At 62.1% G+C, this 16,473-nt stretch carries 18 protein-coding genes and 1 pseudogene; 8 read left to right on the top strand and 11 right to left on the bottom strand.

All coding sequences use genetic code 11. The features are described 5' to 3' along the window. Positions 1 to 30: 30 nt before the first annotated feature. The 7 genes and pseudogenes from ACU18_RS16060 to ACU18_RS16035 form a co-directional block, all read right to left on the bottom strand. Positions 31 to 819: a hypothetical protein gene (locus ACU18_RS16060; RefSeq protein WP_050687181.1), complete on the bottom strand. Its 789-nt coding sequence runs from the start codon at positions 817 to 819 to the stop codon at positions 31 to 33. Positions 820 to 1,399: 580 nt separating this feature from the next. Continuing rightward, positions 1,400 to 1,819, bottom strand: a complete 420-nt coding sequence (locus tag ACU18_RS16055; RefSeq protein WP_050687179.1) for a hypothetical protein — start codon at positions 1,817 to 1,819, stop codon at positions 1,400 to 1,402. A 580-nt stretch (positions 1,820 to 2,399) separates the two neighbouring features. Further along, positions 2,400 to 2,510 (bottom strand): annotated as a pseudogene (locus ACU18_RS20285) (ABC transporter ATP-binding protein); the annotation flags it as partial. A gap of 228 nt (positions 2,511 to 2,738) precedes the next feature. Further along, positions 2,739 to 3,671: an alpha/beta fold hydrolase gene (locus tag ACU18_RS16050; protein ID WP_050687177.1), complete on the bottom strand. Its 933-nt coding sequence runs from the start codon at positions 3,669 to 3,671 to the stop codon at positions 2,739 to 2,741. Positions 3,672 to 3,757: 86 nt separating this feature from the next. Next, positions 3,758 to 4,141 (bottom strand): hypothetical protein, encoded by a 384-nt coding sequence (locus tag ACU18_RS16045; RefSeq protein WP_157407781.1) that lies wholly within the window; start codon positions 4,139 to 4,141, stop codon positions 3,758 to 3,760. Between the two features lie 323 nt (positions 4,142 to 4,464). Then, complete coding sequence (locus tag ACU18_RS16040) at positions 4,465 to 4,953, bottom strand: hypothetical protein (RefSeq protein ID WP_157407779.1); 489 nt, start codon at positions 4,951 to 4,953, stop codon at positions 4,465 to 4,467. Positions 4,954 to 5,450: 497 nt separating this feature from the next. Next, positions 5,451 to 6,290 (bottom strand): sulfurtransferase, encoded by an 840-nt coding sequence (locus ACU18_RS16035; protein ID WP_050687172.1) that lies wholly within the window; start codon positions 6,288 to 6,290, stop codon positions 5,451 to 5,453. 398 nt (positions 6,291 to 6,688) lie between these two features. Between ACU18_RS16035 and ACU18_RS16030 the strand changes: the two genes are divergently transcribed. Beyond that, a complete protein-coding gene (locus ACU18_RS16030) occupies positions 6,689 to 7,087 on the top strand; it encodes a VOC family protein (RefSeq protein ID WP_050687170.1) in 399 nt (132 codons plus the stop codon). A 79-nt stretch (positions 7,088 to 7,166) separates the two neighbouring features. Here the strand turns inward: ACU18_RS16030 and ACU18_RS16025 are convergent, their stop codons facing one another. Together ACU18_RS16025 and ACU18_RS19970 are read right to left on the bottom strand one after the other, a co-directional pair. Beyond that, the gene (locus ACU18_RS16025) at positions 7,167 to 7,841 is read right to left on the bottom strand and encodes a DNA alkylation repair protein (RefSeq protein ID WP_050687168.1); all 675 of its coding nucleotides are present in this window, start codon (positions 7,839 to 7,841) and stop codon (positions 7,167 to 7,169) included. A gap of 51 nt (positions 7,842 to 7,892) precedes the next feature. Continuing rightward, on the bottom strand, positions 7,893 to 8,042 hold the full coding sequence (locus ACU18_RS19970) for a hypothetical protein (protein ID WP_197273606.1): 150 nt from the start codon (positions 8,040 to 8,042) through the stop codon (positions 7,893 to 7,895). Positions 8,043 to 8,633: 591 nt separating this feature from the next. Here ACU18_RS19970 and ACU18_RS16015 point away from each other — a divergent pair. After that, on the top strand, positions 8,634 to 9,035 hold the full coding sequence (locus ACU18_RS16015; protein WP_050687165.1) for a DUF3054 domain-containing protein: 402 nt from the start codon (positions 8,634 to 8,636) through the stop codon (positions 9,033 to 9,035). 118 nt (positions 9,036 to 9,153) lie between these two features. Next, positions 9,154 to 9,435, top strand: coding sequence for an Lrp/AsnC family transcriptional regulator (locus ACU18_RS16010; protein WP_050687163.1), 282 nt, complete (start codon positions 9,154 to 9,156; stop codon positions 9,433 to 9,435). Between the two features lie 33 nt (positions 9,436 to 9,468). Here ACU18_RS16010 and trpD read toward each other — a convergent pair whose 3' ends face one another. Then, positions 9,469 to 10,524, bottom strand: coding sequence for an anthranilate phosphoribosyltransferase (gene trpD, locus ACU18_RS16005; protein WP_050687161.1), 1,056 nt, complete (start codon positions 10,522 to 10,524; stop codon positions 9,469 to 9,471). Positions 10,525 to 10,672: 148 nt separating this feature from the next. Between trpD and ctaE the strand changes: the two genes are divergently transcribed. The 4 genes from ctaE (at position 10,673) to qcrB (ending at position 15,004) form a co-directional block, all read left to right on the top strand. Then, a complete protein-coding gene (gene ctaE / locus ACU18_RS16000) occupies positions 10,673 to 11,311 on the top strand; it encodes an aa3-type cytochrome oxidase subunit III (protein ID WP_197273605.1) in 639 nt (212 codons plus the stop codon). 86 nt (positions 11,312 to 11,397) lie between these two features. Then, positions 11,398 to 12,186, top strand: a complete 789-nt coding sequence (gene qcrC / locus ACU18_RS15995; RefSeq protein ID WP_050687159.1) for a cytochrome bc1 complex diheme cytochrome c subunit — start codon at positions 11,398 to 11,400, stop codon at positions 12,184 to 12,186. Between the two features lie 99 nt (positions 12,187 to 12,285). Next, positions 12,286 to 13,356, top strand: coding sequence for a cytochrome bc1 complex Rieske iron-sulfur subunit (qcrA, locus tag ACU18_RS15990; RefSeq protein WP_050687157.1), 1,071 nt, complete (start codon positions 12,286 to 12,288; stop codon positions 13,354 to 13,356). After that, a complete protein-coding gene (qcrB, locus tag ACU18_RS15985) occupies positions 13,334 to 15,004 on the top strand; it encodes a cytochrome bc1 complex cytochrome b subunit (RefSeq protein ID WP_050687156.1) in 1,671 nt (556 codons plus the stop codon). Before qcrA ends, qcrB begins: the two co-directional genes overlap by 23 nt. Positions 15,005 to 15,143: 139 nt before the next feature. Here qcrB and ACU18_RS15980 read toward each other — a convergent pair whose 3' ends face one another. After that, positions 15,144 to 15,914, bottom strand: coding sequence for a GntR family transcriptional regulator (locus ACU18_RS15980; RefSeq protein WP_050687154.1), 771 nt, complete (start codon positions 15,912 to 15,914; stop codon positions 15,144 to 15,146). 157 nt (positions 15,915 to 16,071) lie between these two features. Here ACU18_RS15980 and ACU18_RS15975 point away from each other — a divergent pair, with 157 nt between their 5' ends. After that, positions 16,072 to 16,389, top strand: a complete 318-nt coding sequence (locus tag ACU18_RS15975) for an HPr family phosphocarrier protein (protein ID WP_050687152.1) — start codon at positions 16,072 to 16,074, stop codon at positions 16,387 to 16,389. Positions 16,390 to 16,473: the final 84 nt, after the last annotated feature.

Genomic DNA, 16,473 nt, shown 5'->3' with positions numbered 1-16,473 from the left:
GCGGGTGGGATCGCCAATCGGATTAACTGGTCACTTGTAGGACCTGAACACGATCGAGTCGAAGACGGCGCGTGCCTCTCTCATCAGTTCCGAATTGATCAATTCGTCGATATAGCCCACCGAGACCACAGCTCGCTGGCCGTTCAGATCGATCGCCCGGTAGGTTTCGTGTTCATTCTGAGTTGAGTACCAGTGTGAGCAGGTGGCGAAAGATTCTGAGTGGATACATAACCTTCGGGCGCCGCAGGCTTTGAAGTCCACGTCACCCTCGACGGAGTGGTCGAACTCGAAGCCGGAGTAATCGCCCACCATTACCTGGACGGGAGGGGTGCTTACCGTCCATGACTGTGCCGCCATCGCTTTGACGAAGGCCTCGGCCGACGGTCCGACATTGGCAAGAGCGCCCATCCAGCTGCATGCGTCCATTGACACATAGTCCGCGGGCGAAAGAGTCAGGTAGACGGCCCATTCAGCCGGGTGACCCGGGTCATCCTTGCCCAGGCTTTGGCCGTCAAGGGTATACCAGCCGTCCGGGACGGTGATCTCGAAAGGCTCCGTGTAGCCGACGACGGGGACTAGGTATGTGCCGGCGTCGATGTCGCCGCTCTCCGGCAGCGGTGAGACCGTACGAGGGTCGCGACTCTCCGGCAGCGGCGGGACTGTGCGAGCCTCCGTGACCGGAGAAGTGGCAGACGCGAGGAACGCGTCGTCAGGCTCATACTGGCACCCGCTGAGACATCCAAGCAGGGCGACAGTCGCCAAAGGCAAGAGATGACACGACCTCTTAGCGGCCTTTTCAGGGGGCGTCACGGAACTCATTGATCCACCAGGCCGCTACAAAGTCCTGTGGGGCCCCGCAGCCGGGTGGCCCCGCGGGCGGCCCGAGATTGGATGCCGTCGCCTCAAGTCTCCTCCGGCAGTAAACCCGTGACAATGAAGAACTGCACGGAGATCAGTTCGACTCATGCAATCCCCCCGAAATGACCGGAGCACGCTGAAGCCGCGGCGAGGAAACGCCAATTTGAGGCAGCTTTCTCCGACCGGTATGTGGGCTTACGGTACCCAGATTGTAGCCAGTGCACTCCTCGCAACCAACGAATTCGCGAAGGGGTTGAACGACGGTTGGAATATTGGGTTCTTCTGCCTTTTCGCAGCGTGGTTTTTGCTCAGCGCTGGCCAAGTCCTGAACATGCTCCGTGTACGCCGAAATGATGCTCCATTCTGGGACGAGGAAGATCTACGCCGGGCAGACTTGGAGCGCCGAGGCAGACGATTGTGAGCATTTCTGCGGTCGTAACAATTTTCTTGTCCATGATCCGGGCGGTCAAAGCGCCCTTCACTCAAGAAGCTAAACAGCACCCGGTGAAGGATCCTAAGGCGGTCTATTGGAGGGTCAGCGTCAAGAGAACGCGATGAACCCAGTTCCGAGGGCCGCCATCGCTTTGATCTGTCGTTGCGCTTCTTCCTTCTCGGGTCGGTTGCGGTTGAACATTGTCATGACGGTCTGGTACTGATACTGGGCTATGTCCCTGCGGAATATGAACCAAACCGTGGACACGAGAACAGCTACCAGTCCAGCTACGTTAACCTCTGCGGTCCCCGGAAACCGCAGAGGCCCGGACACGGCAATCAAATAGGTGCCCGCCGCGGCTGCCACGCACAAAGCAAACTGAATCAGGCGCCGCTTCCCGAACGCCTGACGTGGATCCGTCCACCCGAGCTGGCTTGTCCTGCGCTCAACCGTCCGAATCCAGAGGAAGGTCGCTATGCATCCGACTACAAAGAACAAGCTGAGGGCCTCTATCAACAACTCACGCATAATCCAGACATTATCCTGACCGCTGACACGGCCGACAGTGCCATGACCAGCCACAGCAGCGGTATACGGGCTGGCATAAGGTGTCCGGTAAAGGATCGACTAACGGGCGCTTTTGCCGGCGCCTCGCAGCGCAAGAAAGTGGCAAGGTTCTTTCCACTGGAGTGGAGTCGTGAGTGACTTAATGGAACCGCAAAACCTTTCCAGCGCGCGCAAGACGAGGAGTCGCAGATGAGTGCAGCAGTAGTTTTTAGGCTGGCGCTTCTTTGGGGCGGGTTGTTTCTCTGGATGGCTGCTGGTGTCTTGGGCAAAGGCTCGGCGGTTATCGGGTCTTGAGTCCGGGACGGCATGGATATTTCGTGGTGGGCCCAGCGCGGAAAGGTGTGAACGCCAACCGAAAATAGGGCCATTAGTGCCATTTGAAAACGGGGCCAGGGGTTTTGGTTCTATTGTCCGGACCTCACAACCTTCCATAATGGTCGGTGGCCCTATTTTCAGTTGGCGTTCCTAGCCCTATTTTCGGCTGGCGTTAACAAAAGGCGCAGCTCCGCGTAATTGCGTCTATCTGGGTCCTCTTGAGCTAGCCATTAGGACCAAGAAAACCCGTGACCTGTCCAGGACGGACCGTGACATCAATGCCGTCAACGGCCGTGCGGGAACCAAACCTCTTCGTAAGAGTCTGTGGCTCAATCACTTATCTTCCTTTCGCTTTCATTCAAACCTACGGAGAGAGACCGGACGATACGTCCCTCCACGGCACCGAACCAGGGCGCCGCCGCAGTACCCGGTACTACCCCCGACCTCTGCCGATATTCCGCTCAGGTTCGCGATAATCCCGCTGGCAGCAACTGGAGGGTACTAGACGGAACTCCCCCACCCATTAGTGGTGGTCCGCCGTTCATCTCAGGAACGCATGCAGCGGCTACTTCATGCTGGACGAAACTTCGACCGCCACGTCGTTGACACCGTTCAGAAGATCCTGCAGACCGGGCTCTTCCAAGGGAAAATGGCCGCAACCACGCAGGAGCCGACTGGTGATGGGCCCGGGCAAAGTCCGCAGCATGGCCTCGCTGAGGGCCAATGGCGTCCACTCGTCGAACTCTGGGTGCATTAGATGGACCGGAAGGAATGTTGTGCGGGCCTTGGCGTGCGGATGTCGCATATAGCTCGCAAGGAACCCCAGCGGAACCCAGGCGCCGCCGCCGCGTGCATCTTTCGCGCACAGCCGCCCCAAACCGGGATCGCGTCCCATGCGCCCCAAGTTGGCGAGCCAGGCAATTTTGACTGGGACTCTGGCAACCGGATCCCTAACCAGTCTGAGCATTGGCATCAAAAGTACTGCGAGGGGCCCAAACCGCGTCATGGCAGAGCGCGCTTTTCTCTTTTGTGGGTCAAGCAGGCAGGTGGCCACCACGGCCGCGACACCGCCTGAAAGAGCCGCTGCTTCGACCGTGAGCAAGCCACCAATGCTGGCCCCAAGGAGAATAACCGGCCGGCCGTCAACTTCCGCTGAAACTAGGTCAACTACCAAGTCGATCCAGTCCTGGTATGTCACTGTTCCGGGGAATGCCGTTATCGTGCGGCCATAGAGAGGCAAGTCAACCACTGTGATATCAACCCCGCGCCCCGCAAACAGAGATGCAACAGGCCAGAGCGCTGATCCGTGGGCGCCCGCACCGTGGACAACAAGCAACCGAACCGGAGCGTTACTGTCCGGCAACCGGAGGAGGTGAATCTGATGGTTCTTCCAACGCCACCACTCAGAGAGGGGCGCAACCATTGACAACCTTCTATCAAGCGGCAGGAAACGTGCGTAATTCTCTATGGCGATCTCAGCCAGGGGATGGGACGACATCCGGTTCACCTTTCAAGGGAACTGCACGAGACGTTGAGGGCCCCCCACATTCACATCGAACGCGTTGAGTCCTCGTAAAAACAAGGTTAAAAGATGTCACGGGTATGCCCGTAGGCGTCGAGGACGACGACCATCATGGACGTAAGGACCGCCGCGAGGAGCGGCACCCAGAACGCTATTCGGCGTTTGGAAAGCATCACGATCGTGGCTATTGCCGCTGCGAGTGGGATGAGGAAGATCAGAACATAGGCAATCGTTGCCGCCCATAGCGGTATTGAACGGCTTCCGTCCACCCACTGGGATGCGCCGAGGGCGACAATCAAAAACTGTGCGACGGCGACGAACGGCTGCGCAACCAAAAAAACGATTGAAAAGACGCGGTCGACGGTCGAGGGCTGTCTGACACTTCGTTCATCGGCTTGTGCCCTTATATTCACGATTCGCCCTGATACATGCTCTTCCGCCCCCATCGACATAGTCTACGGGGCATGTTTTACCAGATCCCCTGCAGTTTTCGGGCTGGAGGGGACCTGCGCTTTTTTGGCTGGTTTATGGTGGCCGTCGTTGTGTGGCCGGCCACGTTTCCAGCCTGGAAGTTCAGTATCGAGGGCTGCGTGCTGTGGTGAATGTGCCGTGTCGGTGGGTGATTCGTTGTATGTGCCGCCACACCCCGATGCTCAGTCAGCGCGACTCATCGTCGTCCCGTGAAGACGTCTGCCACCGAAAGGCTGTTTTGCTGAGCGAACGCGGTTAGCAGCACTCTGGCGCGCAGGCCAAGGTGTCTCGAAGACCTCTATTGGTGCTGGCGTAATTCGTATCCCATTGCACCTTTGAGCATCCTGATCGTCCAAGGCGGTTCACCAGCAGGCTTGATTGGAACGGCAAGGTATTCCATCTCGTAGGCAGACGAAAGCGACTTACGGAACACGCGAGTAAACACCTCATTACTCAAGGACTCGTAGAGAGCGTGTTGGAATGCATCGCCTTGACCAAGTTCGGTGGTGAGGAACTTCGCTATCTCATGGTTAGCACCAGACATGAACGTCTTGGTCATGGCCTTGCCCCAAATGACTAGCCCCGCAGTCCCTAACACCAGTACAAAGGCAAAAGGGACGAAACTTTGTGTGGCTATCAGCACGGCTTCGATGATCACGAACGCCAGCAAAATCAACACTGTTGGTACGTGCGCGGCATTACGTTTCTTGACCACCTCGTCAGGGAGGAGCAATGTGGCGTGGAGGCGGTCAGCTTTATCCTTTGAGACTGAAGCCGCTTCATCCATATTGGCAACCCTACCGGTGTGCCTCTATGAATGAGGTCACGGCATCCAAGAGCACGAACCTGGACGACGACTTTGGCTGATCCGGTCCTGCGTCCGATTAAGGGGCGCCTTACGGTAGGTGCAACTCGTGGTAGCGAGGCAGATTGTAGGTCATGGGGAATGATGACGCAGCGCCAGGACTAGTTCAGCTCGGGGATTGGGACATTGAGTTGTACGCGCATGGGGCAAAGGCTGCGGCGCTGCAGGTTGGCATCAGCCACGAGAACGCAATGCGACTTACGAACGTCTATTAGCGCACACCGCATTCAAGCCGAACCCGTGATTAGCTTCCGCACCTCCCGACAGCGTCCGGTAAAGGATCCCCACTAATACGCTGCCTTCGAAGAGGCATACCGGGTCGTACTCGAAATGGCGTATTTCTGCCTAAGCGGGTAGTCGCCCACCGAAGTCACCGTCATGTGATGGATAAACAAGCCGCGAGCACCGCAGGCCAGTTGTCATCCAAGCTCGGCCCGGCGGCGAAGGTCGGCCCCATACTCTGACCACCCGCCCGCGTAGAGACGGCCCTGACCAAGCCCTGCATACTCAAGAGCGAGAAGGTTATGGCACGCGGTGACGCCTGAACCACAGTAGGAGATGACGTCGGTCGCGTCTTCGATCCCAACCTTCGCAAACGCCCGTCGGACGTCTTCGACCGGGCGCAGGCATCTGTCGGAGTCGAGGTTCCCACGGCACGGGACGTTCACTGCACCGGGGATGTGTCCGGCTTGGGGATCGGTGGGCAGTTGGAGGCTTCCGTCGAAGCGGTCGTTGTTGCGGGCGTCTACGACGATTCCGGCAGCCCCCGAAGTGATGTCCTCAAGCGTGGCGAGACGGGCCCCGGGCCATGGAGACGGCGTGAAGGCCACCGGCGAAGGCTCCACGGGCGTTGTTTCCAGCGGTCCCATCCATGCGGAAATCCCGCCGTCGAGCAACGCCGCCCTATGTCCGAGCGAACGCAGCATCCACACGAGCCGCGCGGCGATGACTCCCCCCGCGTCGTCATAGGCGACGACGGTTGAGCCGTCGCCGATTCCGAGGGAGGACATTCCATGCGCAAACACTTCCGGGCCGGGAAGCGGGTTAAGCCCGCGTGGTCCAGAATCGCCTGACAGCCATGCGTCCAGGTCCACAAATACCGCACCTGGCAGATGTCCGCCATCGTACGCGTTACGGCCGGACGCACCGTCGAGGTACCACCGAACATCGGCGATGACAAGGTTCTGGCGGGGCGCCGTGAGCCACGCGACATCAACAAAGGGTGGGAGATCTTCTGGGTTTATCCGGCTGTCGTCCATACAGTGCAGGCTAATCGATGTGTCCATATTTTGAGCAAAAAAGTCTCATAATGTGGATGGCATCGGACTGTACCTAGAGGTCCTCGCGTGCCACCATGGAATTGGTACCAAGGGGACCCACCCAGAGAGCGGACAGTGCCATGATCCAGGCCCTGCTGTGCAAATTGAACCTCCGTCACGACTGGCACGTTGAACACACTGACGATGGCCGTCGCTTCCGGCGCTGCGTGCGTTGCGGAAGGGATGACGACAGCGGTGGTCGGTGGACCAATGCCCCGGGAGCATGGGCGGGGCCGAGCCAGTAATCGCGACCACTCCCCTGCTGCGGCCTAAAGGACCGCGGGTGCACCGACAAAGACTGCCTGTGCGGCATCACCTGGGATCTGTAGGCTGGGGACATGGCTGCACCCATGATCTACATCACGTTTCCTGGCACGGCCCGGGACGCACTGGGCTTCTACGCGAACATTTTCGGCGGTGAACTCGCCCTGCATACCAACGCTGACTTCGGAAACTCCACGGGCGACCCCTCGGCCATAGCGCACGGTGTCCTTTCAGGGCCCGTGGCCATGGCCGGCACCGACGCGTCCGAGGGTGACAAACCGGTGAACTGCGAAGGGCTGATGCTCTCCCTGCTGGGAACGGCGGAAGCGCCCGTACTGCACCAGTGGTTCGACAGCCTCGCTGCCGGCGGCCGGATTGTCGATCCGTTGGCTGCAAAACCCTGGGGCGCCTCGGACGGGCAGGTCATCGACCGGCATGGACTGCATTGGCTGATCGGCTACGAACCCGCGTGAGTGTTGGGCGTATCTCCGCCGGTCCAACGGGACCAACCGGTGAACCCCGCCACGCGTTAGGCATAAACCAGCTAGGGGATCAGGCAGGAGCTTCGTTCCGCCGCACCATCTCATTGATCCAGATGGGCGCGAACGGGGAGGTACAGTTCGGCGGCGTGGGATAGTCCTTGAGCACTTCAAGCCGCTCGCCGATCCGAAGCGCCCTGCCACGGTGCTCGGGATGCACAATCCCGATCTGCGCCAGCGTGCTGTTCATGGCCCACTGCAGGCGGTCCGGCGCGTCCTTCATCTCCGCTTCGATGGTGTCCAGCAGGCCGGCCAGGTCAAGTCCGTCCGGCGACTTCGCCACCCGGTCACCGGTCAACGCCCAGCCCGCACTTGCCACCACCGGGTCGGGATCCCCGGTCCACGCCAGGCGCAGGGCTTCGGCGTGGGGACTCTTCCGGACCACGTAGTTCACCAGCCAGTCGTGCACTTTGGGAGCCCGCGCCTCACGCAGCATCGCATCCAGGTCCGCCGCCGGAAAATCCTTGGGCCGGCAGATCAGCAACGCCAGCAGCCGTGCGGCAGTGTCCCCGGTGGCCCACAGCCCGCGGGCCAGGTCCTGCTGGGTCTTAAGCCGTTTCGCCACACCGCGCAGCTTCGACAGGTTCACGCCGTGGTCGTCCCCGCGTTTTTCGTTGACCTCACGCACCCTCGGATCCTGCAATCCGGACAGTTCCGCCATCACGGCGTCCAGCGTCGTCCCGTTCATGCCAGCCTCCTGCATCAGCGCCTACCATTCAAGCGTATCGGCCGGGATGGTTCAGTGCCGCTGCTTGAGTCCAGCACCCACCACCGCGCCCACCCCGAGTCCCAAGGCAACCCCCACCACAGGGCTGTCAAAAATCGCCAGGCCCAGGGCGATGCCAAGCGCCGCCCCCACCAGACAGCAAATCCACAGCGGCTTGTTCATGGCGCCTCCACTCGTCGGAAGTCCAGCGTAAGCCACACCCGTCGTGCCGGGCGCCCGCACAAGTAACGGGCCGGCCGGATCCGCGTAGCCACTACGGGTGCGCAGCAGGACACGTAGCCGTAGGCTCACAAAACGGCGGCCGACGGCGGCACTCACCTTCGGGGGCCCTGGCTGTCCAATGCTTTCAGGCCCGTAGCCCGCCGGATTGCGGAAGGATTGCCATGCCGGATTTTTTCCCAAGCGCCCCTGCTGTCGGTGCGGCGCTGGCACGCGCCTTTGAGGGCACCACCCCTTTAGCGGACGCGCTGCATCAGTCACCCGGCAGGCCGGTTCTGCTCCGGTATCCCGTCCAGGCACAGGCCCGCTTCCGGCCAGGGCGGGCGCTGGCGTATACGGTGACCCACATTCTGATGGAATACGGCGAAGGCGCGGACAGCAGCTACCACTGGGAGCCTGGCTGCCTGGTCAGACGCACGCCCCGGGGACCTTGACGATCCCCGCCGTCCGCCGCGTTCCCGCCGTCCAGCATTGCCTGCAGGGCTCGTTGTGGACCGCGCGGGCACAACGGTTCCGGGCGATAGGCTCGAAGCCATGAGTTTCCTGAAAAGCCGGACCCCTCAACCCACCGCCACCAGGGCCTGGGCGGCCGCCGCCCTTGTTGATGTGGTGCTGATCCTGGTGTTTGCCGCCGTCGGCCGCGATGCCCACCATCGCGGCGATGTGGTGACCGGGGTTCTGCTGACCGCATGGCCGTTCCTGCTGGGAGCCGCCGCCGGGTGGGCTGCGGCGCGGGCCTGGCGGAACCCATTCTCACCAACACGGGCAGGAGTTCCCGTCTGGCTGGGCGCCCTGGTGGGCGGAATGCTGCTGCGCGCCGTGACCGGGCAGGGCGTGGTGCTGCCCTTCATCATCGTGGCCACTCTCAGCCTTGCAGTCCTGCTGCTGGGCTACCGGCTTGTTGCGGCACTGATCCGCCGCCGCAGGCACCCGTGACCTTGGCATTGCTGCCCGCCACGGACAGAGATCCTGCGGCGCCCTTCTGTAATAGGCTGGCAGAACTGACAAGCTGGCCGGGCAAAGCTACGGCGCAACTGATCCGGAAGGGTTAAACGTGATCACCGCATTCGTTCTGATCAAGACCGACGCCGCCCGCATTCCAGAGACGGCAGAGGAAATCTCCGCCATCGAAGGCATCAGTGAGGTCTATTCCGTCACAGGCGAGTGGGACCTCATTGCCGTGGCGCGGGTCCCCCGGCACGAGGACCTCGCAGACGTCATTGCCGACAGGCTGTCGAAGGTCCCCGCCGTGGTCCACACCACCACGCACATTGCGTTCCGCGCCTACTCCCAACATGACCTGGACGCCGCGTTTTCGCTGGGGTTCGAACAGTAATCCTCCCCACCGCAGCTGGGCCCACTTCCCGGGTCAGGACGTGGTGAGCGACACCCATTTCTCCAGAACCGCGGCCGCGGCTCCCGAATCGATGGATTCGGCGGCGCGGTGGTAAGCACCGGCCATGCGGTCAAGGAACGGCCCGTCAGCGGTCAGGTCAAACGCCACCAGGCCGGCGGCAGCATTCAGCAGCACGGCGTCACGCGCCGGCCCCGCACTTCCTGCCAGGACGTCGCGCACCACGCCGGCATTCACCTGCGCATCGCCGCCCCGGAGCTGGTCGACGGTGGCGAGCCTGATGCCGAGATCCTGCGGCGAAAAGACAAGCTCGGCCACGCCGCCGTTCCGGATCTCCCAAACGGTCGACGGGCCGGTCGTGGTCAGCTCATCCAAGCCGTCGTTCCCGCGGAACACCAGGCCCCTGCTGCCCCGCCGGGCAAGTACGCCGGCAACGAGCGGCGCCATCCGCGCGTTGGCAACACCAACGGCTGATGCCTGGACCTGGGCTGGATTGGTCAACGGACCAAGGAAGTTGAACGCCGTCGGGATGGCAAGTTCCCGCCGCGGGACGGCCGTGTGCCGGAATGACGGATGGAAGACCTGGGCAAAGCAGAACGTGATTCCTGCCAGTTCCGCGTTCCGCGCCACCTGCTCGATTCCCAGGTCCAGCCGCACGCCCAGTGCCTCGAGGACATCGGCGGAACCGGACGACGACGACGCCGCCCGGTTGCCGTGCTTAACCACTTTCGCGCCCGCGCCGGCAGCGACCAGGGCGGCCATCGTGGAGATGTTGACGGTGTTGAGCTGGTCTCCGCCGGTGCCCACGATGTCCAGCTTTTCGCCGGAAATTGAGATCGGGTTGGCGTGCGAAAGCATGGCGTGCACCAGGCCGGAAAGCTCCTCCACCGTTTCGCCCTTGGCGCTCAGCGCCACCAGGAAACCGGCGATCTGCGCGGGCGTCGCCGCTCCGGACATGATGGTGTCCATGGCCCATGAAGTATTCGCGGCAGTAAGGTCCGAACCGCTGATCAGTGCCGAGATCAGCCGGGGCCACGTGTTGGCGGGGGCTGCAGTTGCCGGAGAAGTCACCCCCTGATGCTATCGACCGAGGGCCGGGACTGACCAATATGAACCCTCCCGGGAACTTTTCCGGGCAATTTCGCGTCTTTGTAGAAAAAGTCCCCCCAAAAGGCGGTTTGCGTTGGGCAGCACGGACTTTTACAGACATAATGTCTATGTGACATCTGCGACCCATGCCCCCAGTACCCCGGCGCACCCCACGCTGAACCGCCCCAATATGGTTTCCGTTGGAACCGTGGTGTGGCTGTCCAGCGAGTTGATGTTCTTCGCCGGTCTCTTCGCCATGTACTTCACACTGCGCTCCACGAGTGGTGCCATGTGGGCGGAAGAGACGGCCAAGCTCAACTTCCCCTTCGCGCTAGCAAACACGATCGTCCTTGTGGCCAGTTCCTTTACTTGCCAGATGGGCGTCTTCGCCGCCGAAAGGCTGCAGCCGCGCCGAAGCGGCGGCGCCCTCAAGTTCTCCAAGTGGGGAATGAATGAATGGTTCACCTTGACCTTCATCATGGGTGCCATCTTCGTCGGCGGCCAGTCCTTCGAGTACGCCATGCTCGTTTCCGAGCATGTATCGCTGTCCTCGAACGCCTACGGCTCCGCTTTCTACATGACCACCGGCTTCCACGGCCTGCACGTCATCGGCGGCCTCATCGCCTTCCTGCTCATCATGGGCCGGTCCTTCGCGGCGAAGAAGTTCGGCCACTTCGAGGCCACGTCCGCGATTGTCACCTCTTACTACTGGCACTTCGTGGATGTCGTCTGGATTGGCCTCTTCCTGGTCATCTACGTCCTCAAGTAGCCAGCTTTGATTCTTTTTCTACAAGAGGCAGAATTTCAGGTAGCGGCTCCCGGAGCCGGCGCAGGATCGAATAAAGGAACCACCACGTGAAGGCACTTTCGCAAAAGCGGCGTCACCCACTGGCAGCCGTAGCGCTGCTACTGATGGGGCTGCTCGTCATGGGCGGGCTCTACGCCGTCGCTACCACGGTGAACGAGGCCAAGGCCTCCACCACCTCGTACAGCGCCAACGACACCGAAGAGGGCGGCAAGCTTTTCGCCGCCAACTGCGCCACCTGCCACGGCATGGGCGCCAGCGGAACCCAGGCGGGTCCGTCGCTGGTTGGCGTCGGCGCTGCTGCTGTTGACTTCCAGGTGGGCACCGGCCGTATGCCGATGCAGATGAACGGCCCGCAGGCCATGGAAAAGCCGGCCCAGTTCAACGACGAACAGACCCACCAGCTTGCAGCCTATGTGGCTTCCCTGGGAGCCGGCCCGGCAGTTCCTGAAGAAGGCCTGTTGGACGAAGGCGGCGACGCCGCTGCAGGTGGCGAGCTCTTCCGTACCAACTGCGCCATGTGCCACAACGCGGCAGCAGCCGGCGGGGCCCTGACCCGTGGCAAGTTCGCTCCCGCCCTGGCGGACGTTTCCGGCAAGCACATCTACGAGGCCATGGTCACCGGCCCGCAGAACATGCCGGTGTTCAGCGACACGAACATCACCCCCGAAGGCAAGCGCGACGTCATCACGTTCCTGAAGCAGATCGAATCCACCGGCTCCCCGGGCGGAGCCGACCTCGGTTCGCTTGGCCCGGTTGCTGAAGGCCTGTTCGTCTGGGTCGCAGGCCTTGGTGTCATCATCGCCTTCACCATCTGGCTCACCTCCCGGACGTCCTGACGTCCACGCAGCACCACAGCACTTCTGCTGATCCGTCAGCAGCTTGAAATTGAAAACTAACCCGGCAGCCGCCGGGACGAGAGAAGGATGAGGCGAATTATGGGCAACCATAGTGACGGCAGTCCGAACCACTCGGGCACCGTAGCTACGGCTGGTCAGAATGAGGTGGAGAAGTTCCAGGATCCTGGAATTCCCCCGCACCGTTTGCGCCTGGCTGACACGGACCCGAAGGCCGCAAAGCGGGCAGAACGGCAGGTCGCCTTACTTTTTGGCCTCTCTGTTGTTGGAACCGTAATCTTCCTGGTGGCGTACTTCGCCATCGATCTGGGCGAGGATGCCGGCATTGCCACCATCCGCCTCCAGAACGCCCTCCTCGGTGTAGGCACCGCCTTCGCCATGCTGGGCATCGGTACTGGCATCGTGCACTGGGCCAAGGCCCTGATGCCCGATCACGAGGTATCCGAGGAACGCCATGCGATCCGCTACGAGGAAGACCGCGTAGCAGCTGTCCGCATTGTCGATGACATTGTCGAAGAGACCGGCATCAAACGCCGCCCCCTCATCCGCAATACGCTCCTCGGCGCCGTGGCCCTGGCACCGCTTCCCGCGATCGCCATTTTCGGTGACCTCGGACCGCGCCCGGACGAGAAGCTCGCACACACCATGTGGGCTCCCCAGGACGGGAACCTGAAGCGCCTCGCCCGCGACCCCGACGGAACGCCCATCAAGGCCTCCGACGTGACGCTGGGCTCAGCCTTCCACGTCATTCCCGAAGGCCTGAACGAACTCCACGAGGGCAAGCTGAACGAAAAGGCCAAAGCCGTCGTTCTGCTGATGCGCCTCGACCCTTCCTCGCTCAACCCGTCCGCGGGCCGCGAGGACTGGGGTTACAACGGCATCGTTGCTTACTCCAAGATCTGCACCCACGTCGGTTGCCCCGTTGCTCTCTATGAGCAGCAGACGCACCACCTGCTGTGCCCGTGCCACCAGTCCACCTTTGACCTCACGCAAGAGTGCAAAGTGATCTTTGGCCCCGCCAGCCGTCCGCTCCCCCAGCTGCCCATCGCAGTTGACGACGAGGGATACCTGGTCGCTACCAGCGACTTCAAAGAACCCGTAGGACCGAGTTACTGGGAGCGTGATATGCATGAGCGCAGCAACAACAGCTGAGCCCGCTTTCGTCGCCAAAACCAAGGCAGGCCGGGTCACCGACTTCGTCGATTCCCGTGTGGGCGGTTCCGGAATTCTCCGCGAATTCGGCCGCAAGGTCTTTCCGGACCACTGGTCGTTCATGTTCGGCGAAGTGGCCCTGTACTCGTTCGTCATCCTGCTGCTCTCCGGCACGTTCCTGACGTTCTTCTTTGATCCGTCAATGGCCGAGACCCACTACGACGGTTCGTATGTGCCCCTCAAGGGCGTCGAAATGTCCGTGGCGTACAGCTCCTCGCTGGATATCTCCTTCGACATCCGCGGCGGCCTGTTCATGCGCCAGGTCCACCACTGGGCAGCCCTGCTGTTCGTAGCCTCCATCGCCGTGCACATGCTGAGGGTCTTCTTCACCGGAGCCTTCCGCAAGCCCCGCGAAATGAACTGGGTTGTGGGCAGCGTCCTGCTCATCCTTGCCATGGCTGCCGGCTTCACCGGCTACTCACTCCCCGATGACCTGCTCTCCGGTAACGGCCTGCGCATCATCGACGGCGTGATCAAGTCAATCCCGATCGTTGGAACGTACATCTCGTTCTTCCTGTTCGGCGGCGAGTTCCCCGGCACGGCCATCATCAGCCGCCTCTACATGCTGCACATCCTGCTGGTACCGGCCCTGATCCTGCTGATGATCGTCCTGCACCTCTTTATGGTGGTTGTCCACAAGCACACCCAGTACCCCGGCCCCGGCCGCAACGACAACAATGTTGTGGGCTACCCGCTGGGCCCGGTTTACGCTGCGAAGGCCGGTGGATTCTTCTTCATCGTCTTCGGCGTGCTGGCCCTGATGGCAGGCTTCTTCACCATCAACCCGATCTGGAACTACGGTCCCTACGATCCCTCCCCCGTTTCCGCCGGTACCCAGCCTGACTGGTACATCGGATTCGTTGACGGCGCCCTGCGCCTGATGCCGGGTGTGATCAACGGATTCCACTTCGAGTACGTCATCTTCGGATTCACGCTGACGCTGAACGTCCTGCTCCCGGCCCTGGTGCCTGCAGGCATCCTGTTCACCGTAATGTTTATGTACCCGTGGATCGAACGGTGGATCACCAAGGACGACCGCGAGCACCACGTCCTTGACCGTCCCCGCAACGCCCCGACCCGTACGGCCATCGGCATGGCAGGCTTCGTCTGGTACTGCGTGATGTGGGCCGCTGCCGGTTCCGACCTCATCGCCACGCACTTCCACGTGTCCCTGAACGATGTGACGTACTGGCTGCGCACACTCTTCTTCATCGGCCCGATCATCGCGTTCATCGTGACCAAGCGTGTGGCCCTGGCGCTGCAGCGCAAGGACCGCGAGATCGCCCTGCACGGCCGCGAGACCGGACGCATTGTCCGGCTCCCGCACGGTGAGTTCATTGAGGTGCACGCACCGCTCGATGAGTACAAGCGCTACAAGCTCGTAGGATTCGAATCTCCCAAGGTACTTCCTGCGGAGCCGAACGAACACGGTGTCGTCACCGGCAAGGAGAAGCGCCGCGCGTTCCTCTCCAAGTGGTTCTTCGAAGACCGTGTTGCCCCGGCAACGCCGGCGGAACTCGAAGCAGCGCACGGTCACGGCCATGCAGCTGTTGAGGCTTCCGAGGACTCCAAGTCCCTGACGCACTAACTGCGCAGCACAAGAAAGGCCCGGTCCCTGCGGACCGGGCCTTTCTGCGTTCAATGCTCGTCCCGGAATTGATGCCACAGACCACCTACCGCTCCTGCAGCCCAACGGAGGCACCCTGCAGGGCCTCCCCCGTGCGCGGCTAGTGGTTGCGGGTCCGGCGGGCGCCGGGCCGCTGAAGCGGCACCCAGAGCTTATAGCGGTCCGCCCGGTAGTACGATACCGAATAGTCCACCATGGCCCGGGCAACAAAGGCGTGCCGCTGGATCTTCAGCAGCGGCGCCCCTACTTCAACGTTCAGCAGCCGGGCCGTTGACGGTGAGGCTGCCGTCGCTTCGATCATGTCCTCGCCCCACTCCATCACCAGGCCAAACTGTTCGTTGAGGACGTTGTAGAGCGATGTGGGCGGTTCCCCGTCCAGGAGGCCCGGAACACGGTGCGCGGGAATGAAGTTCTCGTCCACGCTCATGGGCTCACCGTCCGCGAGGAGAAGCCGGCGGAACCGGACCAGCGGCGTTCCCTCCTCCAGCTGGAGTTCTCGTGCCAGGAAGGCGCTGGCGGCGATCTGTTCAAAGCTGAGGACCTTGGCGGCGGGAACCATGCCACGCCGCTGCATCTCTTCGCTGTAGGACGTCAGCTTGACCTGAAGGTCCATCTTGGGCCGGCGGACGAAGGTGCCCAGCCCCACCACCCGCTCAATGACTTCTTCACCCACAAGGGCGTCGATGGCCTGCCGCACCGTCATGCGGGCCAGCCCGAACCGCTCGGCCAAGTCCCGTTCGGAGGGCAGGGCCGCCCCTGGCTTGCAGTACCCGGTGATGTGGGCGCGCAGGATCTCGCGCAGCTGCACGTAGATGGCCGTGCCGCTGGTGCGGTCGATGGTTCCGGTGATGGCTGTGGCGCCAGCGGCCATGGTGGTCTCCCTGTTATCTGTCCTGCCACCATTTTAGGTCAGGTCTAGACCAGTCAGGTGCGCAAGGTCCGGGTTTAGCTGCCGGCCGGCACGGCCGATATATTGATCTGGACAGCACGATGCGACGGTGGGGGCCGTCATCACGAAGGAGTCCCCTTTGCCAGTACACAAGGCAGTGATCACAGCAGCCGTAGGCCTGCATGCCCGGCCCGCGGCCGTGTTTGTCCGTGCCGTGATGGAAACGGGCCTGCCGGTCACCATCAGTAAACGCGGGACCGAAGCGGTGGACGCCCGCTCCCTCCTCCAGGTGATGGCCGCCGACTTTGAACAAGGCTGTGAAGTGGAGCTCGGCATCAGCGATAACGCCCTGGCGGGGGCGGCCGCGCTGCAGGCGGCGGAGGAAACTCTGCGTGGCCTTGCCGCCCTGATCGCTTCACAGGATGCCGCCGCGAAGGCGCCCGTGCAGGCTTCCTGACCGCGGCCCGCAAGCCGGCGCGGGCTGCTCCGGTACCCGCCCTCCCCTGCTGAATTGACCACTAACGACGGCGGGCCCCACCAA

The sequence above is a fragment of the Arthrobacter sp. ZBG10 genome (assembly GCF_001238605.1).
Classification (GTDB): Bacteria; Actinomycetota; Actinomycetes; order Actinomycetales; family Micrococcaceae; genus Arthrobacter.
Note: the sequence above shows the minus strand (reverse complement) of the source record. Positions and strands in the feature narration are given on the sequence as shown.